Genomic DNA, 21,371 nt, shown 5'->3' with positions numbered 1-21,371 from the left:
CATTCCACCGCATTCAACGTCTGTCGAGGACACTATGGCGAACGAAAACGAAATCACCTCTGCCGAAGACCAGGCCCTGGCCGACGAATGGGCCGCAGCCCTGGAAGAAACCGGCGACGCTGGCCAGGCCGACATCGACGCGCTGCTCAACGGCCAGTCCGGCGGCCCGGGCCGCATGCCCATGGAAGAGTTCGCCAGCTCGCCACGGCCCAACGAGAACGTCAGCCTGGAAGGGCCCAACCTGGACGTGATCCTGGACATCCCAGTGAACATCTCCATGGAAGTGGGCAGCACCGAGATCAACATCCGCAACCTGCTGCAACTCAACCAGGGCTCGGTGATCGAACTCGACCGCCTGGCCGGCGAGCCGCTCGATGTGCTGGTCAACGGCACGCTGATCGCCCATGGCGAAGTGGTGGTGGTCAACGAGAAGTTCGGCATCCGCCTGACCGACGTGATCAGCCCCAGCGAACGCATCAAGAAGCTGCGCTGAATGGGGCGCATGAATCAGCGCGGCGCTGCGGCGACCGAGCGGGTCGGCCGATCTGCCATTGCGGTCACTGGGCGGATCGGTCCACAGCGGCGACTGGGCCTGACCACGTTGCGCGCCACCGCCAGCGCGGTCGCGCTCGGTGCCGGCACGGTCGTCCTGGCCGCCGAGCCGGCTGCCACGGCTACGGTCGGCTCCACGCCGGCCGGCCTGGGCGGCCAAGTGCTGCAACTGGTTCTTGGCTTGCTGCTGGTAGTGGGGCTGATCTTCTTCCTCGCCTGGCTGCTGCGTCGGGTGCAGGGCGTGGGACCAGGCAACGGCCAACTGATCGAAGTGCTCGGCAGCCGCGCGATCGGCCCGCGCGACCGGCTGCTGCTGGTGCAGATCGGCAAGGAACAGATCCTGCTCGGCCATAGCCCGGGCGACATCAAGGCGCTGCACGTGCTCACCGAGCCGGTCGCCGCGCCCGCCGGCAGCCGCCCGGCCACACCCGAATTCGCCCAGCGCTTGCTCGAGCTGATGGGCAAGGACCAGAAGGACAAGCCCCGATGAGTGGCGCCCTGCGCATGCTGTTGACCCTGGCGCTGCTGCTGGCCGCGCCCCTGGCCCTGGCCGCCGACCCGTTGTCGATCCCGGCCATCACCCTGTCGAACGGCACCGACGGGCAGCAGGAATATTCGGTCAGCTTGCAGATTCTGCTGATCATGACGGCGCTGAGCTTCATTCCGGCATTCGTCATCCTCATGACCAGCTTCACCCGCATCATCATCGTGTTTTCCATCCTGCGTCAGGCGCTGGGGCTGCAGCAGACGCCGTCCAACCAGATCCTCACCGGCATGGCGCTGTTCCTGACGCTGTTCATCATGGCGCCGGTGTTCGACCGGGTGAACGAGTCGGCCATCCAGCCGTACCTGAACGAGCAGTTGAACGCGCAACAGGCCATCGACAAGGCCCAGGGGCCGATCAAGGACTTCATGCTGGCGCAGACCCGGCAGAACGACCTCGACCTGTTCATGCGCCTGTCCAAGCGCACCGACATCGCCACCCCCGACCAGGCGCCCCTGACCATTCTGGTACCGGCGTTCGTCACCTCCGAACTCAAGACCGCGTTCCAGATCGGCTTCATGATCTTCATCCCGTTCCTGGTCATCGACCTGGTGGTGGCCAGTGTGCTGATGGCCATGGGCATGATGATGCTCTCGCCGCTGATCATCTCGCTGCCGTTCAAGATCATGCTGTTCGTGCTGGTCGACGGTTGGTCGCTGATCATGGGCACCTTGGCCAGCAGTTTCGGCGGCGTCTAGCGCCCAGGAGAGTTTCCCATGACACCCGAAGTGGCCGTCGACCTGTTCCGCGAAGCGCTGTGGCTGACCACCGTGATGGTCGCGGTGCTGGTGGTGCCCAGCCTGTTGATCGGCCTGGTGGTGGCGATGTTCCAGGCCGCCACACAGATCAACGAACAGACCCTGAGCTTTCTGCCGCGCCTGCTGGTGATGCTGGTGACCCTGATCGTCGCCGGCCCCTGGCTGGTGCAGAAGTTCATGGAGTACATCACCACCCTGTACACCAACATCCCGCAGTTGATCGGCTGACATGGCCATGCTGGAGCTGACCGACGCGCAGATCTCGACCTGGGTCGCCACCTTCGTGCTGCCCCTGTTCCGCGTGGGCGCGGTGCTGATGACCATGCCCATCATCGGCACGCGCATGCTGCCGATGCGCGTGCGCCTGTACGTGGCGGTGGCCATCACCTTCGTCATCGTGCCGGGGTTGCCGCCGCTGCCGGAGGTCAACCCGCTGAGCCTGCAAGGGTTGATGCTGTGCGCCGAGCAGTTGATCGTCGGCGCATTGTTCGGCCTGGCGTTGCAGATGCTGTTCCAGGCTTTCGTGATCGCCGGGCAGATCGTCGCGGTGCAGATGGGCATGGCCTTCTCTTCGATGGTCGACCCGGCCAACGGCGTCAACGTCACCGTGGTCAGCCAGTTCATGACCATGCTGGTGAGCATTCTGTTCCTGCTGATGAACGGCCACCTGGTGGTGTTCGAGGTGCTGACCGAAAGCTTCACCACCTTGCCGGTGGGCAGCGCCTTGCGGGTCGACCAGTTCTGGTCCCTGGCCGGGCGCATGAGCTGGGTGCTGGGCGCAGGGCTGTTGCTGATCCTGCCGGCCATCGCCGCGCTGCTGGTGGTCAACATCGCCTTCGGCGTGATGACCCGCGCCGCGCCGCAGTTGAACATCTTCTCCATCGGTTTCCCGCTGACCCTGGTGATGGGCATGGTGATCTTCTGGGTGAGCCTGGCCGACATCCTCTCGCATTATCAGGACCTGGCCAGCGAAACCCTGCAATGGCTGCGTGAATTGGCGAGGGCGCGCTGATGTCGGAAAGCGAGAGCGGTCAGGACAAGACCGAGGAACCCACCGAGAAGAAAAAACGCGACGCGCGCGAGAAGGGCGAGACCGCCCGCTCCAAGGAGCTCAACACCGTCGCCGTGACCCTGGGCGGCGCCATCGCGCTGCTGATGTTCGGCGGCTACCTGGCGCAGACCCTGATGGAACTGATGCGCATGAACTTCAGCCTGCCGCGCGAGGCGCTGGTGGACGAACGGGCCATGGGCATCTACCTGCTGACCTCGGGCAAGATGGCCATCTGGGCGACCCAGCCAGTGCTGGTGCTGCTGTTCGCGGTATCGTTCGTCGCACCCATTGCCCTGGGCGGTTTCCTGTTTTCCGGCAGCCTGCTGCAACCCAAGTTCAGCCGCATGAACCCCTTGTCGGGGATCAAGCGCATGTTCTCGATGAACGCCCTGACCGAGCTGATCAAGGCCATCGCCAAGTTCCTCGTGATTCTCATGGTGGCGTTGATGGTGCTGTCCAACGACCGCCAGGCCCTGCTCGCCATCGCCAACGAGCCGCTGGAGCAGGCGATCATCCACAGCTTGCAGGTAGTGGGTTGGAGCGCGGTGTGGATGGCTGCCGGGCTGCTGCTGATCGCCGCCGTGGACGTGCCGTTCCAGCTCTATCAGTCGCACAAGAAACTGAAGATGACCAAGCAGGAAGTGCGCGACGAATACAAGGACAGCGAGGGCAAGCCCGAGGTCAAGCAACGCATTCGCCAGGTTCAGCGCGAGATTTCCCAGCGGCGGATGATGGCGGCGGTGCCCGAGGCCGACGTGATCATCACCAACCCCACGCACTACGCCGTGGCTTTGAAGTACGACCCGGAGAAGGCCGCCGGGGCGCCATTGCTGCTGGCCAAGGGCACGGACTTCATCGCCCTGAAGATTCGCGAGATCGGCAACGAGCACCAGGTGCAGGTGCTGGAGTCGGCGGCCTTGGCGCGGGCGATCTATTACTCCACGGAGATCGAGCAGGAGATTCCGGCAGGGTTGTATCTGGCGGTGGCGCAGGTGTTGGCGTATGTGTTCCAGATCCGGCAGTACCGCAATGGGCGGGGCAAGGCGCCGGAGCCGTTGAAGAAGGCTTTGCCGATTCCGACGGATTTGCGGCGGGATTGAGGAGCGCTAGAGTTCGAGTCGGCAGCGTTCTTCAAGTCGCCGCGCAGCTCTGGAGCGGCGCACCCTAGTGTATGGGTATGCTTCTCAAGCTTCTCAGTGCTTCAAGTTCTGGCGCCACAGGGCGGCCCGTGGGCAAGCGCAGGCGATGGTGCTGCGGGAGGCCGAAATGATCACGGCCCACGATCAGGGTTTCTCCCTGCCATTCTTCGAACAACTCGAACAGCGGGATCCTGATATGCCCTCTGGTGGGGTCGGCCAAGAACGCCTTGCCTTGGTTGACACCCTTGAGCACCACGAAATGGTTAAGGTTTTTTCGGGTCAACAGGATAATGACTGGTCCTTCCAGTAGAAATACTGACTCATGGTCCAAAATCAAACCGTCAGCGGAATACCCGAGGTGTTCGGCCGCTCTTTTGAGGTCCCGCATGGAAAACCCTTCGACCGCTTTCGCTGCCAGTTGCTCTTTTGGAAGCCTGGCCACTATATCTGCAAGCACGCCCTTCTCATCGATGGGTTCGTCAAAGTAATGTTTCAGCAGAATCGCCAGTGAAGCGGCGCCGCAAGAATAGTCAAGCGTTTGCCTTTCGATGCCTGACATTTGCATCTGAATCAAAGACTTTATTTTCGGCCCAGTGTCAGAGTGCGCAACGTTGTTGCAAAGCCCAAGATAGAAAAGCACACCATATGAACCGATTCTGATCCCCAGCCTCATCTAATTGAATCTTCTCTTGAAGTCGATCGCCAGTGCGGCGGGCCCCGCTGCGTCGTTTAGACCGAAAGTGACTTGAGGGGAGGCAACCCAGTTTTCGGACAGGCGGTAAGAGGCATTGAACGAAATGTCCAGTGGGTCGGTATCTGAACCGTGTATTTCTTCATCCTCCGCCTTGAGGTTGGCAGCATGTGCGTAGGAGAGTCTGGTTCCCAATGATAATTTTTCGTTGAGCGCGAACCCTAAACCCAGGTAGGTCTTGAAAACACTTCCAGGTTGAACGTCGTAGCCACTGATTTCTTGTTTGAACATGTACTGATAGCTCATGCCGCCAAAGATAACGGCAGGATCGGTGGTGCGAACGAACGCAATGCCCGGTGCAAGACTCCAATGGCCTAATCCATTGTTGAGCGGGTCCTTCCAATCGTTCAGGGCGTCGTTGTATTTCTTCTTTCCAGTGGGCGCTGTAATATCCACTGTCAGCGCAAGGGCGGGGACTGACGATCGTTCATCCACGAGCTGATATTGCAGGCCGAGTCCAATGTCTGCCAGGTCCCAGGCACCTGTGTGTCTGACATATTCGTTGCTGGACACGTCGTCTATCCGGGTGTAAGTCACGGGTAGCGCTAAATACCCTTCCAGCCCGGCAGTGATCCCGGCCCTGAAGGTATTTTGCAGTTGCAGCAGTCGCGCCGAATAAGAGGATTTTTGAAAGTATCCGACTTCCGAAAGATTGTATTGGGTTACGCTGTGTTTGTAAGACAATCCAACGTCGATTTCATAGGTGCCCGGTGATAGCAAGACGGCGGAGCCTGTCAGGAAGTCTACCGGAGCCTGCTGGTCTTGTTCGGCACCATAGGTGGCTTGGTGCTCTGCGCTTGAATGTCTATCCTGTGGCGTCGGGGCTGAAAAAATCCTGGTCAACGATTGAATTTTTTCTGGCAATAGCACGGTCGATCCAAAGCTATCCGATTCGAGTACCGTCCTCCCGGTAGGGTCCATATGGAAGGACCCGGTTGCTTTGTCACCGTTTTTGAAAACAACCGTATAGGCGTTGTCGGTTGCCAGTGCATGGACCTCTGAGGTCTTGACATTTATCGGTGTGCCGTAATTCGTTGCAAAAATGCAAAGGCCGTCCTGGAGAGAGATGATGCTTCCGGAAAAGGCGTCGCCATTTTTCATTTTCAGGGAATCTGCGGTGGCTGATTCGCTTAACAGCGCAAAGAAAGCCGCAATGCCTAACAGCTGAGTGGAATTTTTTTTGGGGGGATACATCTGGGATTTTGCCTTTTGTGTAAAAGCACCACGAGGGAGTGCTCATGGTGCCCATGCTGCCCATGCCAAGAATCTACCAAGAGAATGTGGATGTGGGGCGATTCCAAGCGCTGTTGCGCCAACCAAAGTTGAGAGGGGTTCCTGTGTTTGGATCCAGTGCTTGAAAATGCCTGTCAATCTCGAACGAGTTCGCCAAACTCCAGGAGCCTACGTTACTTATTTGATCGGCCAGCCAGCGGTCACCGGCTACTTTGTGTTCTACACCATTTTCATTGAAGGTAAGTTTTCTGTGTGGGTCGTAATCGTAACCTATCCTTTGATAGGATCTAAAGTCGGCAGTACTGCCTCTTTTCTTCCAGGTTACTTGGTAGGTTCTAAGTCCCATCGTGACGCTGGGTAAAGGCTGTCCTATGAGAAGGGCGGCGCCTTTTATTTCTTCCAACTTCGCGTTGTCCAGTACTGTCAAGGTTTTTTCTTTGGCTTTCAGAGATACAAGGATAGGGTTGTCGGCATAGGCTGCCATGGGTAGGATTACCGCGGCTGTAAGTGCAAATTTCAATATGGTTTTCATGATGACTCCACTGGGGGGTTAAGCGGTATTTTTTCAAGCCATGCTGACTTCCAGCTTCTGCATGAGGACAGTCATTCGTTCATCAGCGGCGAGGTTGTTCTTGAGTTCATCTCGAAGTTTTTCGTTCAGGCCGGGTACTGATTTCAACGCGTTGTATCGTTCGACTGCGTTGCTCAATCCATTTGTTTCATAAAGCTCTTGCATGTGTTTTTGCAGCAGTTCGTTGTATTCGGCGCGTTCGGAGTTTGAGACTTGCAGGTATTTTTGGTTGTTATGCTCAATGATCTCAACCTCACCCGTCGGGCCGCATATGTACCTCGTGCCTGCGAGCAGATCAACTTGCCAGCTGGGTATGACGGACGCTTGCCAATTGGGTGTAAGGGACGTATCCCAATTGGGTGTGCCGTAGGGTTTGTTTTGCATGTGGGAATTATTCGTGTAAAGGACGGTTTTTTCCTGAGCAGTTGAAGAAGCCTTGTCTGCCAAAGACGAAAGCGAGGCGCTATCGCTCGTAGCGTTATTCTTGGACGCGCTCGTTCCGTCAGGCGAACTAAGCGGGTTCGCTATTTTTTTTATGGCTGGATTGGCATAGCTGTGTATGTATCCCGTAGCATTGATATTCATCCAAAACTCCTGTGTGAGTGGGTGCCTTCGTACGCTCATATGAACTCAACGACGAGATTCGAATCTTCCAAAATCTGACGTATTTTGAAAACTTGAATACTTAAGGCAAACCGGGTGAGCCATTCCTGCCCTAGGGCGATGTGGCTGAATTCCTTTTCTGGGAAGATCTAGTTGGTTGAATGGATATGCCAGCAAAGTTATTGCTGTATTGATCAGTTTTGCATGAATTTTCAAACTTGCTACAGACGCAAGGTTCAATAAACAACTACTTATGTGGGATCCTTCCTACAGTTATGTCGGATTTTTCTGGGTTAACATCTCAACGACGATCTTGTTGGGCGCCATTGGCCGAACGTTCAAATGCTAACCTCAGCTAACCGGCGAGCCTTGGTAGACCATCGATTCAGACACTGCATGATCGGCATTGCCTATTGGCTGAGCAGGCACTCCGGTAGAGCTATATCGAGATAGGCCCTTGGCGGAGGCTGGCCACAAACCCCGCAATCAAGGCGTAAGCCATTGCACATTTCGGATGTGAACGAACACCTCGAAAGCCCGATGTAGCAGGGCGATCAGCCTGACGGTCGGTGCAGCCTCAACGCCCTCGGCATCGAACCTGTACCGCCACCGCCAGTCACCAAGCGCAGGCAATCCGACCGCAGCGCACCACGGATCGACGCCCCCTCACCCAAGTTGGACAGCTTCTTGCAAAGCACCCGCCAAGCGCCGCATTGGCGTCAAAGTTTTGCTGCAAGAGGACGCCCGGTGGATCGCTCGCATCTAATCAGTCATGCCCGCAACAACCTCGCCGGTCTCGGTCGGGGCAGCCTGGGCGTGCCGCTGCTGTTGCTGGTCATGTTGGCAATGATGATGTTGCCGATCCCGCCCTTTCTGCTCGACGTGTTCTTCACCTTCAATATCGCGCTGTCGATTGTGGTTCTGCTGGTGTGCGTGTACGCGCTGCGGCCGCTGGACTTCGCCGCTTTCCCGACCATCCTGTTGGTGGCCACGCTCCTGCGTCTGGCGCTGAACGTCGCGTCCACCCGTGTGGTGATGCTGCACGGCCAGGAAGGGCATGGCGCGGCCGGTAAGGTGATCCAGGCCTTCGGTGAGGTGGTGATCGGCGGCAACTACGTGGTCGGTGCGGTGGTGTTCGCCATCCTCATGATCATCAACTTCGTGGTGGTGACCAAAGGTGCCGGGCGTATCTCCGAGGTGAGCGCGCGCTTCACCCTCGACGCCATGCCCGGCAAGCAGATGGCCATCGACGCCGACCTCAACGCCGGCCTGATCGACCAGAACCAGGCCAAGCTGCGCCGTGCCGAAGTGGCCGGCGAAGCCGAGTTCTACGGCTCGATGGACGGTGCCAGCAAGTTCGTGCGCGGCGACGCCATCGCCGGTCTGCTGATCCTGTTCATCAACCTCATCGGCGGCATGCTCATCGGCATGCTGCAGCACGGCATGCCGTTCAGCGAGGCGGGCAAGGTCTACGCCTTGCTGACCATCGGTGACGGTCTGGTGGCGCAGCTGCCGTCGCTGCTGCTGTCCACCGCCGCTGCGATCATGGTCACCCGGGCTTCCAGCTCCGAAGACATGGGCAAGCTGATCAACCGGCAGATGTTCGATTCGCCCAAGGCCTTGGGGGTGTCGGCCGCGCTGATGATCGTCATGGGCCTCGTGCCGGGCATGCCCCACGTGGCCTTCATCGGCCTGGGCCTGCTCGCCAGCGGTGGCGCCTACCTGGTGTGGCGCAAGAAGCAGCAGGCCGAAGCCGTGGCCCTGGCCGAAGTGCAGCGCCAGCAAGACCTGCTGCCTTCGCCGCAGCGCGCCCAGGAAACCAAGGAACTGGGCTGGGACGACGTCACCCCCATCGACATGATCGGCCTGGAAGTGGGCTACCGGCTGATTCCGCTGGTGGACCGCAACCAGGGCGGGCAATTGCTGGCGCGGATCAAGGGCGTGCGCAAGAAGCTGTCCCAGGACCTGGGCTTCCTCATGCCCACCGTGCACATCCGCGACAACCTCGACCTGCAACCCAGCGCCTACCGCTTGACGCTGATGGGCGTGATCCTCGCCGAGGCCGAGATCTACCCGGACCGCGAGCTTGCGATCAACCCCGGCCAAGTGTTCGGCACCCTCAACGGCATCGCCGCGCGCGACCCGGCCTTTGGCCTGGAAGCGGTGTGGATCGACGTCGGCCAACGCTCCCAGGCGCAATCTTTGGGCTATACCGTGGTCGATGCCAGTACGGTAGTGGCCACTCACCTCAACCAGATCTTGCAGAAGCACTGCCACGAGCTGATTGGCCATGAGGAAGTGCAGCAGTTGTTGCAGGTGTTGGCCAAGGCTTCGCCCAAGCTGGCCGAGGAACTCGTACCAGGCGTCATTTCCTTGTCGGGGCTGCTCAAGGTCTTGCAGGCGTTGCTCAGCGAGCAGGTGCCGGTGCGCGATATCCGCAGCATTGCGGAATCGATCGCCAACAACGCGGGCAGGAGTCAAGATACCGCCGCGCTGGTGGCCAACGTGCGCGTCGGATTGTGTCGCGCCATCGTGCAAAGCATTGTCGGCGTTGAGTCCGAGCTGCCTGTGATCACGTTGGAGCCAAGGTTGGAACAGATTTTGCTCAATAGTCTGCAACGGGCCGGACAAGGTCAGGAAGACGGTGTACTGCTCGAGCCCAGCATGGCCGAAAAGTTGCAACGTTCCTTGATCGAAGCCGCCCAGCGTCAGGAAATGCAAGGCCAGCCGGCGATCCTGCTGGTGGCCGGGCCGATCCGCGCGATGCTCTCGCGCTTCGGACGCCTGGCAGTGCCCAACCTGCACGTGCTGGCGTACCAGGAAATACCGGACAACAAGCAGGTCACCATCGTTGCCACTGTGGGCCCTAACGGCTGAGGTAGTGGGTTATGCAAGTTAAGCGTTTTTTCGCCGCCGATATGCGACAGGCCATGAAGCTGGTCCGAGATGAGCTGGGCTCCGATGCCGCCATCATCGGCAACCGGCGCATTGCCGGCGGCGTGGAACTGACTGCCGCGCTCGACTACAAGCCTTCGGTGCTGGCGCCGCGGGTGCCCAATGCCGAGCTCGAGGAAGAACTGCGCAAGACCCAGACCCGTATCGTCACCGCCCAGGCCGAACTCTCCAGCCGCCACGAAAGCGAAGAGGGCAGCCAGCTGTTCGCCGGCCAGTCGCTGACCGCCGCCGAGCCGCTGATCGACACCCATGTGCAGGCCCCGGCCAGCGCCGCGCCTGCCGCGCCGGCGGCGGTCGATCCACGGTTGTTCGACGCCATGCGCGCCGAACTCTCGGGCTTGCGCGAACTGCTCGAAGTGCAGCTCGGCTCGCTGGCCTGGAACCAGCTGCAAGGCAGCAAGCCGCAGCAGGCCAACGCCTGGCGCCGCTTGCAGCGCATCGGCCTGAGCGGCGCCCTGGCCCGCGACCTGCTGGAGCTGACCGCCGAAATCGAAGACCCTCGCCATGCCTGGCGCATGGTCCTGGCGCACCTGGCGCGGCGCATCCAGGTGCCCGACGTCGAGCCGATCGAGCAGGGCGGGGTGATCGCCTTGGTCGGCCCGGCCGGCATGGGCAAGACCACCACCTTGGCCAAGCTCGCCGCGCGCTACGTGCTCAAGTACGGCGCCGGCAGCCTGGCGCTGGTGAGCATGGACAGCTTCCGCATCGGTGCCCAGGAGCAGCTCAAGACCCTGGGCCGCATCCTCAACGTGCCGGTGACCTACGTGAACCCGGGCGAGTCGCTGGCCCAGGCCCTGGAGCCGCTGCTGCGCAAGCGCGTGGTGCTGATCGACACCGCCGGCCTGCAAGCCAGCGATCCGGCCTTGCGCATGCAGCTGGAGACGCTCGCCGGGCGCGGCATCGCTTCGAAGAATTATCTGGTACTGGCCACCACCAGCCAGAAACAGGTGCTGTCGGCCGCCTACCACAGCTACAAGCGCTGTGGCCTGGCCGGCTGCATCCTGAGCAAGCTCGACGAAACGGCCAGCCTGGGCGAAGTGCTCAGCCTGACCATCGGTCACGAATTGCCGATCGCCTATCTCACCGATGGGCCGCGCATTCCTGACGACCTGCACCTGCCGCGCAAGCACCAGTTGGTGAGCCGCGCGGTCAGCGTGCAGATGCAGGACGAACCCAGCGAAGAGGCCATGGCCGACATGTTCGCTGATCTGTACCACCACCCAGGCAAGCGGGTGGGTTGAGAGATGTGCTGCGAAAAGTACCTACAGAACGGGGCGGGCAGTTGGCCTCCACTGTGGCATGGGTCCAAGCGAGACAAGGTAAACAACAGACATGGGTAGCATGCATCCCGTACAGGTCATCGCCGTGACCGGTGGCAAAGGCGGCGTCGGTAAGACCAACGTTTCAGTGAACCTGTCTCTGGCGCTCGCCGAGCTCGGGCGCAGAGTCATGCTGCTCGACGCCGACCTTGGCCTGGCCAACGTCGATGTGCTGCTGGGGCTGACGCCCAAGCGCACCCTGGCCGACGTCATCGAAGGCCGCTGCGAGCTGCGCGACGTGCTGCTGCAAGGCCCGGGCGGCGTACGCATCGTGCCGGCGGCGTCCGGCACGCAGACCATGGTGCACCTGCAGCCTGCGCAGCATGCCGGCTTGATCCAGGCCTTCAGCGAGATCGGCGACAACCTCGACGTGCTGGTCATCGACACTGCGGCCGGCATCGGCGACTCGGTGGTGAGCTTCGTGCGCGCCGCCCAGGAAGTGCTGCTGGTGGTGTGCGACGAACCTACTTCGATCACCGACGCCTACGCGCTGATCAAGCTGCTCAACCGCGACTACGGCATGAACCGCTTCCGCGTGCTGGCCAATATGGCGCAGAGCCCGCAGGAAGGGCGCAACCTGTTCGCCAAGCTGACCAAGGTCACCGACCGCTTCCTTGATGTGGCGCTACAGTACGTGGGCGCCGTGCCCTACGACGAATCGGTGCGCAAGGCCGTGCAGAAGCAGCGCGCGGTGTACGAAGCCTTCCCCCGTTCCAAATGCGCCCTGGCCTTCAAGGCCATCGCGCAGAAGGTCGACAGCTGGCCGCTGCCAGCCAATCCTCGCGGCCACCTGGAGTTCTTCGTAGAGCGCCTGGTGCAGCCGACCAGCGCAGGGCCGGTGCTATGAGTGCGAGCGGATTCAAGATGTACAGCCGTGCCTCCAAGGACGCTCAGTACGAGCTGATCGAGCGCTATGCGCCGCTGGTCAAGCGCATCGCCTACCACCTGCTGGCGCGCCTGCCGGCCAACGTGCAGGTCGAAGACCTGATCCAGGCCGGCATGATCGGCCTGTTGGAAGTGGCCAACAAATACGACGCCAGCAAAGGCGCCAGCTTCGAGACCTACGCCGGCATCCGCATCCGCGGCGCCATGCTCGACGAGGTGCGCAAGGGCGATTGGGCACCGCGTTCGGTGCACCGCAACACGCGCATGGTCAGCGAGGCGATGCGCGCCGTGGAATCGAGAACCGGACGCGACGCTAAAGATCATGAAGTCGCTGCCGAACTTAAGATGGAGCTGGATGACTATTACGGCATCCTCAACGATACATTGGGCAGCCGCCTGTTCAGTTTCGACGACCTGTTGCAGGACGGCGAGCACGAAGGGTTGCACGAAGACGGCGCCAGCGGCTCGCCGGAACCGGGTCGCGGCCTCGAAGACGAACGCTTCCAGGCAGCCCTGACCGACGCCATCGCCAACCTGCCGGAACGCGAGCGTCTGGTCCTGGCGCTGTACTACGACGAAGAGCTGAACCTCAAGGAAATCGGCGAAGTGCTGGGGGTCAGCGAGTCGCGGGTCAGCCAGTTGCACAGCCAATGTGCGGCGCGCCTGCGCAGTCGCCTGGGAGAATGGCGCGCCCGGTAGGGTGGCCGGCTACGGGTTGCATGCGGCAAGTGGTAGGTAAGAGCGGATCGCGGTGGTTTTACAAAGCGCGTAACTGTCTGGCAACGCCGCACAGCTTGTACCTGAAGCGTGCACCTTGCCGCTTTAAGAACGAATGACGCACGCGCTCGGCGCCGGGCGCGTGATGAGACTGCTTGGAGATCTCTAATTGAACAAAGACATGAAAATCCTCATCGTTGACGATTTCTCGACGATGCGGCGGATCATCAAGAACCTGCTGCGCGATCTGGGCTTCACCAACACCGACGAGGCCGACGACGGCACCACGGCGTTGCCGATGCTGGAAAAGGGCCATTACGACTTCCTCGTCACCGACTGGAACATGCCCGGCATGTCCGGCATCGACCTGCTGCGCAAGGTCCGCGCCCACGACACGCTCAAGGGCATGCCGGTGCTGATGGTCACCGCCGAAGCCAAGCGCGACCAGATCATCGAAGCGGCCCAGGCCGGGGTCAACGGTTATGTGGTCAAGCCTTTCACCGCCCAGGTGCTGAAAGAAAAGATCGAAAAGATCTTCGAGCGCGTGAACGGCTAAGCCGCCAGGGGGCGCAATGGAATCTATCGATACCTCTCTGGGTGAGTTCGAAGGCACCCTGAAAAAGCATGCTCGCGAGCTGGTCGAGAGCCTCGAACGAGGCCGTTTCGGCGATGCCGTGCAGCTTATCCATCAGCTCAACCAGACCCGCGACCTGGGCCTGTACAACGAGGTCGGCAAGCTGACCCGCGAGCTGCACAGCGCCATCGTCAGCTTCCAGATCGACCCGCGCATGCCGCAGGCCGAAGAAGTCTCGCAGATCACCGATGCCACCGAGCGGCTGGGCTACGTGGTCAAGCTGACCGAGAACGCCGCCAACCGCACCATGGACCTGGTCGAAGAAAGCACGCCCGTGCTCAACGACATGGCCGAGCAGGCCTCGGCCCTGAGCGGCGACTGGCAGCGCTTCATGCGCCGCGAAGTGTCGGCCACCGAGTTCCGCGACCTGGCGCGCCGCGTCGACGGTTTCTTGACGAGCAGCGCCGAGGGCAACCGCAAGGTCGCCGGGCACATGAACGATATTTTGCTGGCCCAGGACTACCAGGACCTGACCGGCCAGGTCATCAAGCGCGTCACCGCGCTGGTGACGGAAGTCGAAAGCAATCTGCTCAAGTTGGTGTTGATGGCCAGTCAGGTCGACCGTTTCGCCGGTATCGAACATGACCATCAGCAGCTGCGCGATGAAAAAGACCAAGAAAAACATCCGACTCGAGGTGAAGGTCCGCAGATTCATGCCGATAAGCGTGAGGACGTCGTGTCCGGTCAGGACGATGTAGACGATTTGCTATCCAGCCTTGGTTTTTAAGGAGCACGTTCAATGAGCTTCGGCGCCGATGAAGAAATCCTCCAGGATTTCCTGGTTGAGGCCGGCGAAATTCTCGAGCTGTTGTCCGAACAGCTGGTCGAGCTGGAAAGCCGACCCGATGATGCGGACCTGCTCAATGCGATTTTTCGCGGGTTTCATACCGTAAAAGGGGGCGCCGGCTTCCTCCAGCTCAATGAGCTGGTTGAGTGCTGCCACATTGCCGAGAACGTCTTCGACATCCTGCGCAAGGGCGAACGCCGCGTGGATGCCGAGCTGATGGACGTGGTGCTGGAAGCGCTGGATGCGGTCAACGGCATGTTCGGCCAGGTGCGCGAACGTGCCGAAGTGACGCCGGCCACGCCTGAGCTGCTCGCCGCCCTGGCGCGCCTGGCCGAACCGGCAGGCGCCGAAGCGGCCGCCGCGCCCGAGCCTGTGGCGCCGGTCGCCGCCCCGACCGCACCCGCCGTGGCCGCAGAGGCTGCGCCGGCGACCGACGACGGCGACATCACCGACGACGAGTTCGAGCGTCTGCTCGATTCGCTCGACGCGGTCAAGGCCGAAGCCGCTGCCGCTGCGCAGCCGCCCGCCGCCCTGGCCAGCGTCGAAGCGCTGCCGGTCGAACCGGTCGGTGGCGAGGGCGACGAAATCACCGACGCCGAATTCGAGTCCTTGCTCGACCAGTTGCACGGCAAAGGCCAGTTCTCGGCCAAGGCCACGCCAGCGGCGGCCGAAACGCCGGCGCCGGCCGCGACCAGCGACGAGATCACCGACGACGAGTTCGAAGCCTTGCTCGACCAGTTGCATGGCAAGGGCAGCTTCACCACCGACGCCTTGCCGGGCGCCGCTGCGTCGGGCGCCGTCGCGTCGGGCGCTTCTGCTTCGGGCGCCGCCGCGCCGGGCGCCGTAGCGCCGGGCGCCGCCGCGCAAACCGCGGCACCTGCCGCAACGACGCCCGCCGGCAACGACGAGCACATTTCCGAGAACGAATTCGAAGCCCTGCTCGACGAGCTGCACGGCAAGGGCAAGTTCGCCGCCGAGCGCGTCGCGCCTGCGGCCGAAACCGCCACGGCCGCTGCGGTCGCTGCCCCGGCGCCTGTGGCCAAACCAGCCCCGGCGCCGGCTGCCGCCAAGCCGGCGGCTCCGGCCCCGGCCCGTGCGCCGGCCGCGCCACCGGCGGAAAAGCACGCCAGCGAAGCCGAGACCACCGTGCGTGTCGACACTGCGCGGCTCGACGAGATCATGAACATGGTCGGCGAGCTGGTGCTGGTGCGTAACCGTCTGGTGCGCCTGGGCCTCAACAGCGGCGACGAGGCCATGTCCAAGGCCGTGTCCAACCTCGATGTGGTCACTGCCGACCTGCAGACCGCGGTGATGAAAACCCGCATGCAGCCGATCAAGAAGGTCTTCGGGCGCTTCCCGCGCCTGGTTCGCGACCTGGCGCGGCAGTTGAAGAAAGACATCAACCTGGAGCTGGTCGGCGAAGAGACCGACCTGGACAAGAACCTGGTCGAGGCCCTGGCCGATCCGCTGGTGCACTTGGTGCGCAACGCGGTCGACCACGGCATCGAGATGCCCGAAGAGCGCGAAGCTTCGGGCAAGGCGCGCACCGGGCGCGTGGTGCTGTCGGCCGAGCAGGAGGGCGACCACATCCTCTTGTCGATCTCCGACGACGGCAAGGGCATGGACCCGGCCGTCCTGCGCGCCAAGGCCGTGGAAAAGGGCCTGATGGACAAGGACGCCGCCGACCGCCTGAGCGAATCGGACTGCTACAACCTGATCTTCGCCCCGGGCTTCTCGACCAAGACGGAAATTTCCGACGTCTCCGGCCGTGGCGTGGGCATGGATGTGGTCAAGACCAAGATTTCCCAGCTCAACGGCTCGATCAGCATCAATTCGGTCAAGGGCCAGGGCTCGAAGATCATCATCAAGGTGCCGCTGACCCTGGCGATCATGCCGACCCTGATGGTGATGCTGGCCAACCAGGCCTTCGCCTTCCCGCTGGTCAACGTCAACGAGATCTTCCACCTCGACCTGTCGCGCACCAACGTGGTCGACGGCCAGGAAGTGGTGATCGTGCGCGACAAGGCCTTGCCGCTGTTCTACCTCAAGCGCTGGCTGGTACAGGGCCAGGCCCACGAGGAGCAGCCCGAGGGCCATGTGGTGATCCTGTCGGTGGGCACCCAGCGCATCGGCTTCGTGGTCGACCAGCTGGTCGGCCAGGAAGAGGTGGTCATCAAGCCGCTGGGCAAGATGCTGCAAGGTACGCCAGGCATGTCGGGGGCGACCATCACCGGTGACGGCCGCATCGCGCTGATTCTGGATGTGCCGAGCATGCTCAAGCGTTACGCCGCGCGGCGTATCTGATCGCGTCGGCGCGCCCGCGAAGGGGGCGCCGTCTAACGGAGTGTTTATGGTAGTCAAGGTCCTGGTGGTGGATGATTCGGGTTTCTTCCGCCGCCGTGTCTCTGAAATCCTCGCCGGCGATCCGGCGATCAAGGTCGTCGGCACCGCGACCAATGGCAAGGAAGCCATCGACCAGGCGCTGGCGCTCAAGCCCGATGTCATCACCATGGACTACGAGATGCCGATGATGGACGGCATCACCGCCGTGCGGCACATCATGCAGCGCTGCCCGACCCCGGTGTTGATGTTCTCCTCGCTGACCCACGAAGGCGCCCGGGTCACCCTCGATGCGCTGGATGCCGGCGCGGTCGATTATCTGCCGAAGAATTTCGAAGACATCTCGCGCAACCCGGATAAAGTCCGGCAGATGCTGTGCGAGAAAGTCCATACGCTGGCGCGCAGCAACCGCCGTTTCGGCAGCTACGCCAGCCCAAGCCCCGCACCTGCGCCGGCCACGCCCAGCCCTGCATCTGCGCCTACCGCCAGCGCCGGCACGCCTGCCAGCCACGCGCCACATCCGGCCACCGCGCGCAGCCCGGTGCCGTCGCGCAGCGCGGCGCCCACCGCCGCTGCGCCCGCCAGCTCGCCCGCGCCGCGACGCAAGGCCTACAAGCTAGTCGCCATCGGCACCTCCACGGGCGGGCCGGTGGCCCTGCAACGGGTGCTGACGCAACTGCCCGCGCATTTCCCAGCGCCCATCGTGCTCATCCAGCACATGCCGGCGGCCTTCACCAAGGCCTTCGCCGAGCGCCTCGACAAGCTGTGCCGCATCAGCGTCAAGGAAGCCGAAGACGGTGACATCCTGCGCCCTGGCCTGGCGCTGCTCGCACCGGGTGGCAAGCAGATGATGGTCGATGCCCGTGGCGCGGTGAAAATCCTGCCCGGCGACGAGCGCCTGAACTACAAGCCGTGCGTGGACATCACCTTCGGCTCGGCGGCCAAGTCCTACGGCGACAAGGTGCTCTCGGTGGTGCTCACCGGGATGGGCGCCGACGGCCGCGAAGGCGCGCGCCTGCTCAAGCAGTGCGGCAGCACGGTGTGGGCGCAGGACGAGGCCAGCTGCGTGATCTACGGCATGCCCATGGCCATCGTCAAAGCCAACCTGGCCGATGCGGTGTACAGCCTGGACGAGATCGGCAAGCACCTGGTCGAGGCCTGCCACTGATGGATGTGCTCAGCCTGATCGGCCTGATCCTGGCTTTCGTCGCCATCGTCGGCGGCAATTTCCTGGAAGGCGGCCATGCCGGTGCGCTGATCAACGGCCCGGCGGCACTGATCGTATTGGGCGGTACCTTAGCGGCCGCGCTGTTGCAGTCGCCGCTGTCGTCGTTCAAGCGGGCGTTGCAGATCCTGCGCTGGATCATCTTTCCCCCGCGCGTCGACCTGGCCGGTGGCATCGACCGGGTGGTGAACTGGAGCCTGACGGCGCGCAAGGAAGGCCTGCTCGGCCTGGAAAGCGTGGCCGACCTGGAGCCGGACCCCTATGCCCGCAAAGGCCTGCAACTGCTGGTCGACGGCGCCGAGCCCGAATCGGTGCGCAGCATCCTCGAGGTGGACTTCCTCACCCAGGAAAGCCGCGACCTGCAAGCGGCCAAGGTGTTCGAGTGCATGGGCGGCTACGCGCCGACCATCGGCATCATCGGCGCGGTGATGGGCCTGATCCACGTGATGGGCAACTTGGCCGATCCCGCGCAACTGGGCAGCGGCATCGCCGTGGCCTTCGTCGCCACCATCTACGGCGTGGCCAGCGCCAACCTGATCCTCCTGCCGGTGGCCAACAAGCTGAAGGCGCTGGTGCTGCGCCAGTCGCGCTACCGGGAAATGCTCCTCGAAGGCCTGCTGTCGATCGCCGAAGGGGAGAATCCGCGCTCGATCGAGCTGAAACTGCAAGGTTTCATGGAGTAGGCATGCGTCGTCGTCGCCACGTGGAAGAACCCGAAAACCATGAACGTTGGCTGGTGTCCTACGCCGACTTCATCACGTTGCTGTTCGCGTTTTTCGTGGTGATGTATTCGATTTCCTCGGTCAACGAGGGCAAATACAAGGTGGTGTCCGAGGCGTTGCTGGGCGTGTTCAACGACCCGGAGCGCAGCATGCGGCCCATCCCCGTCGGCGAAGAGCGGCCGTTGAGCACGCGCCCGGCGCAGCCGTTGATCAAGGACAGCGAGCAGACCGACGCGGGTCTGGGGCAGACCGCCAACGACCCGCTCAAGGCCATCACCGACGAAGTCACCGCCGCCTTCGGCGACCTGATCGCGGGCAAGCAGATGACCGTGCGTGGCAACGAGCTGTGGGTGGAGATCGAGCTCAACTCGTCGTTGCTGTTCGGCAGCGGCGACGCCATGCCCAGCGACGCGGCGTTTTCCATCATCGACCGCGTGGCGGGGATTTTGAAACCTTTCGCCAACCCGGTACACGTCGAAGGCTTTACCGACGACCAGCCGATCCGCACCGCGCAGTACCCGACCAACTGGGAGCTGTCCTCGGCACGCGCCGCGAGCATCGTGCGCCTGCTGGCGCTCGACGGTGTGGACCCGGCGCGCATGGCCTCGGTGGGCTACGGCCAGTACCAGCCGGTGGCCAGCAATGCCACTGCAGCGGGCCGCTCGCAGAACCGGCGCGTGGTGCTGGTGATCTCGCGCAACCTCGAAGTGCGCCGCAGCCTGACCGCCACCGGCTCGGCCAATGCCACGCCGGACGCGGCGTTGCGCCGGGCTGGCACACAAAGTGCACCAGCGAGCGGAGCGGCGGCGAATGACAGCTGATCCCGTCAATTCTCCGTCACCGAATCCAAAAACCGTTCCCGGCAAGGCTGTCGGCCGTCCGGGAGGAAGCAAGGCACCATGAGAGTCTGGGCAGTCGCCAATCAAAAAGGTGGAGTCGGCAAGACCACCACGACCATCGCACTCGCGGGCCTGCTGGCCGAGGCGGGCAAGCGCGTGATCGTCGTCGACCTCGATCCGCACGGCTCGATGACCAGCTATTTCGGGCACAACCCCGATGCCCTCGAACACAGTTGCTACGACCTGTTCCAGCACAAGGGCGCCGTGCCCGAAGGGCTGCCGGGCCAATTGCTGCTGCCGACCAGCGACGAGCGCATCTCGTTGTTGCCGTCGAGCACCGCGCTGGCGGTGCTTGAGCGCCAGTCGCCGGGGCAGAACGGCCTCGGCCTGGTGATCGCCAAGAGCTTGGCGCAGCTGTGGCAGGATTTCGATTTCGCCTTGATCGACAGCCCGCCGTTGCTCGGCGTGTTGATGGTCAACGCCCTGGCCGCGAGCCAGCAACTGGTGATCCCGGTGCAGACCGAGTTTCTCGCCGTCAAAGGCCTTGAACGCATGGTCAGCACCCTGACCATGATCAACCGCTCGCGCAAGCAGGCCTTGCCGTACCAGATCGTGCCGACCTTGTTCGACCGCCGCACGCAGGCGTCGATGGGCACCCTCAAGCTGCTGCGCGACAGTTATCCCGAACACGTCTGGCAGGGCTACATCCCGGTCGATACGCGCCTGCGCGACGCCAGCCGCGCCGGCGTCACTCCCAGCCAGCACGATGCCAAGAGCCGCGGCCTGATCGCCTACCGCGCGCTGCTCAAGCATCTGTTGACCTACCGCAACGCTTTGCAGGTGGCCTGATGAACGCACCCCGACCGCTCGCCAGCAAGCCGCAACTGGCCTTGCAGTCTTACCTAGACGGGTTGCTGCAGGAGGCCACCGAGCTGCCAGACGCGCCCGTCGCCGAGGCGCACAGCGACGCCGACGAGTTCGCCCAGGCCGTGCGCGAAGAGCAGCAGCGCGATGCCCGTCGCCAGCCGGTAAAACTGGCCAGCGTACCGTCGCGTCCCTTCGCCGAACCGACGCCGCCGGTGCTGCCCAGCGTGCTCACGCTGCCCGAAGCGGTACCGACCGTGGCCGACCAGCAGATGCTGGCAGAGGTTCAGGTGCCGGTGCCGAGCGAACCGGTCAGCGAGCTCGACATCGAGCCGCTGGCGCCGGTGGCCGACGTGCACCGGCCCGCCGTCCTGCCGCCACAGCCGCCGGCCAACGACACCGGCCGTCCGGCTTGGGCGGCCGAGCCGTTCGAGTGCCTATTGTTCGATGTCGCCGGGCTGACCCTGGCCGTGCCGTTGGTCTGCCTGGGCTCGATCTACCCGCTGGCCGGCCAGGAGCTGACGCCGCTGTTCGGCCAGCCCGACTGGTTCCTCGGCATCCTCACCTGCCAGGCCGGCAACCTCAAGGTGCTCGACACCGCGCGTTGGGTGATGCCCGACCGTTACCGCGACGACTTCCGCCAGGGCCTGCAATACGTGATCTCGGTGCAGGGCTACGAGTGGGGGCTGGCCGTGCATCAGGTCAGCCGCTCGTTGCGTCTGGACCCGGACGAAATCAAATGGCGCAGCCAACGGGGCCAACGCCCGTGGCTGGCCGGCACCGTGATCGAACACATGTGCGCCTTGCTCGACGTCGCCGAACTGGCGGAACTGATCGCCAGCGGCGCCGTCAAGCAGATGCACGCCAAACACCAATGACACA

Annotated in this window: 22 protein-coding genes; 18 read left to right on the top strand and 4 right to left on the bottom strand. The window is 62.7% G+C overall.

Going from position 1 to position 21,371, the window contains the following annotated elements:
- Positions 1-34: 34 nt before the first annotated feature.
- The 6 genes from fliN (at position 35) to flhB (ending at position 4,005) form a co-directional block, all read left to right on the top strand.
- Positions 35-493, top strand: coding sequence for a flagellar motor switch protein FliN (fliN, locus tag B4M43_RS03655; RefSeq protein WP_296264291.1), 459 nt, complete (start codon positions 35-37; stop codon positions 491-493).
- 108 nt (positions 494-601) lie between these two features.
- Positions 602-1,042: a flagellar biosynthetic protein FliO gene (gene fliO / locus B4M43_RS03650; RefSeq protein ID WP_296264484.1), complete on the top strand. Its 441-nt coding sequence runs from the start codon at positions 602-604 to the stop codon at positions 1,040-1,042.
- Positions 1,039-1,794, top strand: coding sequence for a flagellar type III secretion system pore protein FliP (gene fliP / locus B4M43_RS03645; protein WP_296264289.1), 756 nt, complete (start codon positions 1,039-1,041; stop codon positions 1,792-1,794). The genes fliO and fliP overlap by 4 nt, the downstream gene beginning before the upstream one ends.
- Positions 1,795-1,812: 18 nt before the next feature.
- The gene (gene fliQ, locus B4M43_RS03640; protein ID WP_296264287.1) at positions 1,813-2,082 is read left to right on the top strand and encodes a flagellar biosynthesis protein FliQ; all 270 of its coding nucleotides are present in this window, start codon (positions 1,813-1,815) and stop codon (positions 2,080-2,082) included.
- 7 nt (positions 2,083-2,089) lie between these two features.
- A complete protein-coding gene (gene fliR / locus B4M43_RS03635) occupies positions 2,090-2,866 on the top strand; it encodes a flagellar biosynthetic protein FliR (protein WP_296264482.1) in 777 nt (258 codons plus the stop codon).
- Positions 2,866-4,005, top strand: a complete 1,140-nt coding sequence (gene flhB, locus B4M43_RS03630) for a flagellar biosynthesis protein FlhB (protein ID WP_296264286.1) — start codon at positions 2,866-2,868, stop codon at positions 4,003-4,005. Before fliR ends, flhB begins: the two co-directional genes overlap by 1 nt.
- 64 nt (positions 4,006-4,069) lie before the next feature.
- On the opposite strand, the gene B4M43_RS03625 is transcribed toward flhB, so the two are convergent.
- From B4M43_RS03625 to B4M43_RS03610, 4 genes are all read right to left on the bottom strand, one after another.
- Positions 4,070-4,717: a C39 family peptidase gene (locus tag B4M43_RS03625; protein ID WP_296264284.1), complete on the bottom strand. Its 648-nt coding sequence runs from the start codon at positions 4,715-4,717 to the stop codon at positions 4,070-4,072.
- Positions 4,718-5,989 (bottom strand): transporter, encoded by a 1,272-nt coding sequence (locus B4M43_RS03620; protein ID WP_296264282.1) that lies wholly within the window; start codon positions 5,987-5,989, stop codon positions 4,718-4,720. It lies immediately after the preceding gene.
- 73 nt (positions 5,990-6,062) lie between these two features.
- Complete coding sequence (locus B4M43_RS03615; protein WP_296264280.1) at positions 6,063-6,560, bottom strand: hypothetical protein; 498 nt, start codon at positions 6,558-6,560, stop codon at positions 6,063-6,065.
- Positions 6,561-6,593: 33 nt separating this feature from the next.
- Positions 6,594-7,184 carry a hypothetical protein gene (locus B4M43_RS03610; RefSeq protein ID WP_296264277.1) on the bottom strand — a complete coding sequence of 197 codons (591 nt, stop codon included), beginning with the start codon at positions 7,182-7,184 and terminating at the stop codon, positions 6,594-6,596.
- Positions 7,185-7,949: 765 nt separating this feature from the next.
- On the opposite strand from B4M43_RS03610, the gene flhA reads away from it, so the two are divergent.
- The 12 genes from flhA (at position 7,950) to B4M43_RS03550 (ending at position 21,367) form a co-directional block, all read left to right on the top strand.
- Positions 7,950-10,079: a flagellar biosynthesis protein FlhA gene (flhA, locus tag B4M43_RS03605; RefSeq protein WP_296264276.1), complete on the top strand. Its 2,130-nt coding sequence runs from the start codon at positions 7,950-7,952 to the stop codon at positions 10,077-10,079.
- Between the two features lie 11 nt (positions 10,080-10,090).
- Positions 10,091-11,398, top strand: a complete 1,308-nt coding sequence (gene flhF / locus B4M43_RS03600; RefSeq protein WP_296264274.1) for a flagellar biosynthesis protein FlhF — start codon at positions 10,091-10,093, stop codon at positions 11,396-11,398.
- A 91-nt stretch (positions 11,399-11,489) separates the two neighbouring features.
- Positions 11,490-12,323, top strand: a complete 834-nt coding sequence (gene fleN, locus B4M43_RS03595) for a flagellar synthesis regulator FleN (protein WP_296264272.1) — start codon at positions 11,490-11,492, stop codon at positions 12,321-12,323.
- On the top strand, positions 12,320-13,060 hold the full coding sequence (gene fliA, locus B4M43_RS03590) for an RNA polymerase sigma factor FliA (RefSeq protein WP_296264271.1): 741 nt from the start codon (positions 12,320-12,322) through the stop codon (positions 13,058-13,060). The genes fleN and fliA overlap by 4 nt, the downstream gene beginning before the upstream one ends.
- Before the next feature lie 199 nt (positions 13,061-13,259).
- The gene (locus tag B4M43_RS03585; protein ID WP_296264269.1) at positions 13,260-13,634 is read left to right on the top strand and encodes a chemotaxis response regulator CheY; all 375 of its coding nucleotides are present in this window, start codon (positions 13,260-13,262) and stop codon (positions 13,632-13,634) included.
- 16 nt (positions 13,635-13,650) lie between these two features.
- The gene (locus B4M43_RS03580; protein ID WP_296264267.1) at positions 13,651-14,439 is read left to right on the top strand and encodes a protein phosphatase CheZ; all 789 of its coding nucleotides are present in this window, start codon (positions 13,651-13,653) and stop codon (positions 14,437-14,439) included.
- 12 nt (positions 14,440-14,451) lie between these two features.
- Entirely contained in the window at positions 14,452-16,803 is a 2,352-nt protein-coding gene (locus B4M43_RS03575) for a chemotaxis protein CheA (protein ID WP_296264266.1), read from the top strand.
- 46 nt (positions 16,804-16,849) lie between these two features.
- Positions 16,850-18,007: a protein-glutamate methylesterase/protein-glutamine glutaminase gene (locus B4M43_RS03570; RefSeq protein WP_296264264.1), complete on the top strand. Its 1,158-nt coding sequence runs from the start codon at positions 16,850-16,852 to the stop codon at positions 18,005-18,007.
- Positions 18,007-18,747 (top strand): flagellar motor protein, encoded by a 741-nt coding sequence (locus B4M43_RS03565; RefSeq protein ID WP_296264261.1) that lies wholly within the window; start codon positions 18,007-18,009, stop codon positions 18,745-18,747. The genes B4M43_RS03570 and B4M43_RS03565 overlap by 1 nt, the downstream gene beginning before the upstream one ends.
- A gap of 2 nt (positions 18,748-18,749) precedes the next feature.
- Positions 18,750-19,607 (top strand): flagellar motor protein MotD, encoded by an 858-nt coding sequence (gene motD, locus B4M43_RS03560; RefSeq protein WP_296264259.1) that lies wholly within the window; start codon positions 18,750-18,752, stop codon positions 19,605-19,607.
- A gap of 78 nt (positions 19,608-19,685) precedes the next feature.
- Positions 19,686-20,474 carry a ParA family protein gene (locus tag B4M43_RS03555; protein WP_296264257.1) on the top strand — a complete coding sequence of 263 codons (789 nt, stop codon included), beginning with the start codon at positions 19,686-19,688 and terminating at the stop codon, positions 20,472-20,474.
- On the top strand, positions 20,474-21,367 hold the full coding sequence (locus B4M43_RS03550; RefSeq protein WP_296264256.1) for a CheW domain-containing protein: 894 nt from the start codon (positions 20,474-20,476) through the stop codon (positions 21,365-21,367). The genes B4M43_RS03555 and B4M43_RS03550 overlap by 1 nt, the downstream gene beginning before the upstream one ends.
- The last annotated feature ends 4 nt before the right edge of the window (positions 21,368-21,371 follow it).

Origin of the sequence: Pseudomonas sp. UBA6562, assembly GCF_002434265.1 — a bacterium.
Lineage (GTDB): Bacteria > Pseudomonadota > Gammaproteobacteria > Pseudomonadales > Pseudomonadaceae > Aquipseudomonas.
The sequence above is the reverse complement of the archived record's forward strand: the minus strand, read 5'-3'. Positions and strand labels throughout refer to the sequence as shown.

Excerpts from the sequence above, each read along its gene's own strand:
- motD (WP_296264259.1), top strand. The coding sequence starts at position 18,750 with ATGCGTCGTCGTCGCCACGTGGAAGAACCCGAAAACCATGAACGTTGG.
- B4M43_RS03580 (WP_296264267.1), top strand. The coding sequence starts at position 13,651 with ATGGAATCTATCGATACCTCTCTGGGTGAGTTCGAAGGCACCCTGAAA.
- B4M43_RS03625 (WP_296264284.1), bottom strand. The coding sequence starts at position 4,717 with ATGAGGCTGGGGATCAGAATCGGTTCATATGGTGTGCTTTTCTATCTT.
- fliR (WP_296264482.1), top strand. The coding sequence starts at position 2,090 with ATGCTGGAGCTGACCGACGCGCAGATCTCGACCTGGGTCGCCACCTTC.
- B4M43_RS03610 (WP_296264277.1), bottom strand. The coding sequence starts at position 7,184 with ATGAATATCAATGCTACGGGATACATACACAGCTATGCCAATCCAGCC.
- B4M43_RS03570 (WP_296264264.1), top strand. The coding sequence starts at position 16,850 with ATGGTAGTCAAGGTCCTGGTGGTGGATGATTCGGGTTTCTTCCGCCGC.
- fliN (WP_296264291.1), top strand. The coding sequence starts at position 35 with ATGGCGAACGAAAACGAAATCACCTCTGCCGAAGACCAGGCCCTGGCC.
- flhB (WP_296264286.1), top strand. The coding sequence starts at position 2,866 with ATGTCGGAAAGCGAGAGCGGTCAGGACAAGACCGAGGAACCCACCGAG.
- B4M43_RS03585 (WP_296264269.1), top strand. The coding sequence starts at position 13,260 with ATGAAAATCCTCATCGTTGACGATTTCTCGACGATGCGGCGGATCATC.
- B4M43_RS03550 (WP_296264256.1), top strand. The coding sequence starts at position 20,474 with ATGAACGCACCCCGACCGCTCGCCAGCAAGCCGCAACTGGCCTTGCAG.
- B4M43_RS03555 (WP_296264257.1), top strand. The coding sequence starts at position 19,686 with ATGAGAGTCTGGGCAGTCGCCAATCAAAAAGGTGGAGTCGGCAAGACC.
- B4M43_RS03565 (WP_296264261.1), top strand. The coding sequence starts at position 18,007 with ATGGATGTGCTCAGCCTGATCGGCCTGATCCTGGCTTTCGTCGCCATC.
- fliP (WP_296264289.1), top strand. The coding sequence starts at position 1,039 with ATGAGTGGCGCCCTGCGCATGCTGTTGACCCTGGCGCTGCTGCTGGCC.
- B4M43_RS03620 (WP_296264282.1), bottom strand. The coding sequence starts at position 5,989 with ATGTATCCCCCCAAAAAAAATTCCACTCAGCTGTTAGGCATTGCGGCT.
- B4M43_RS03615 (WP_296264280.1), bottom strand. The coding sequence starts at position 6,560 with ATGAAAACCATATTGAAATTTGCACTTACAGCCGCGGTAATCCTACCC.
- fliA (WP_296264271.1), top strand. The coding sequence starts at position 12,320 with ATGAGTGCGAGCGGATTCAAGATGTACAGCCGTGCCTCCAAGGACGCT.
- B4M43_RS03575 (WP_296264266.1), top strand. The coding sequence starts at position 14,452 with ATGAGCTTCGGCGCCGATGAAGAAATCCTCCAGGATTTCCTGGTTGAG.
- fleN (WP_296264272.1), top strand. The coding sequence starts at position 11,490 with ATGGGTAGCATGCATCCCGTACAGGTCATCGCCGTGACCGGTGGCAAA.
- fliQ (WP_296264287.1), top strand. The coding sequence starts at position 1,813 with ATGACACCCGAAGTGGCCGTCGACCTGTTCCGCGAAGCGCTGTGGCTG.
- flhF (WP_296264274.1), top strand. The coding sequence starts at position 10,091 with ATGCAAGTTAAGCGTTTTTTCGCCGCCGATATGCGACAGGCCATGAAG.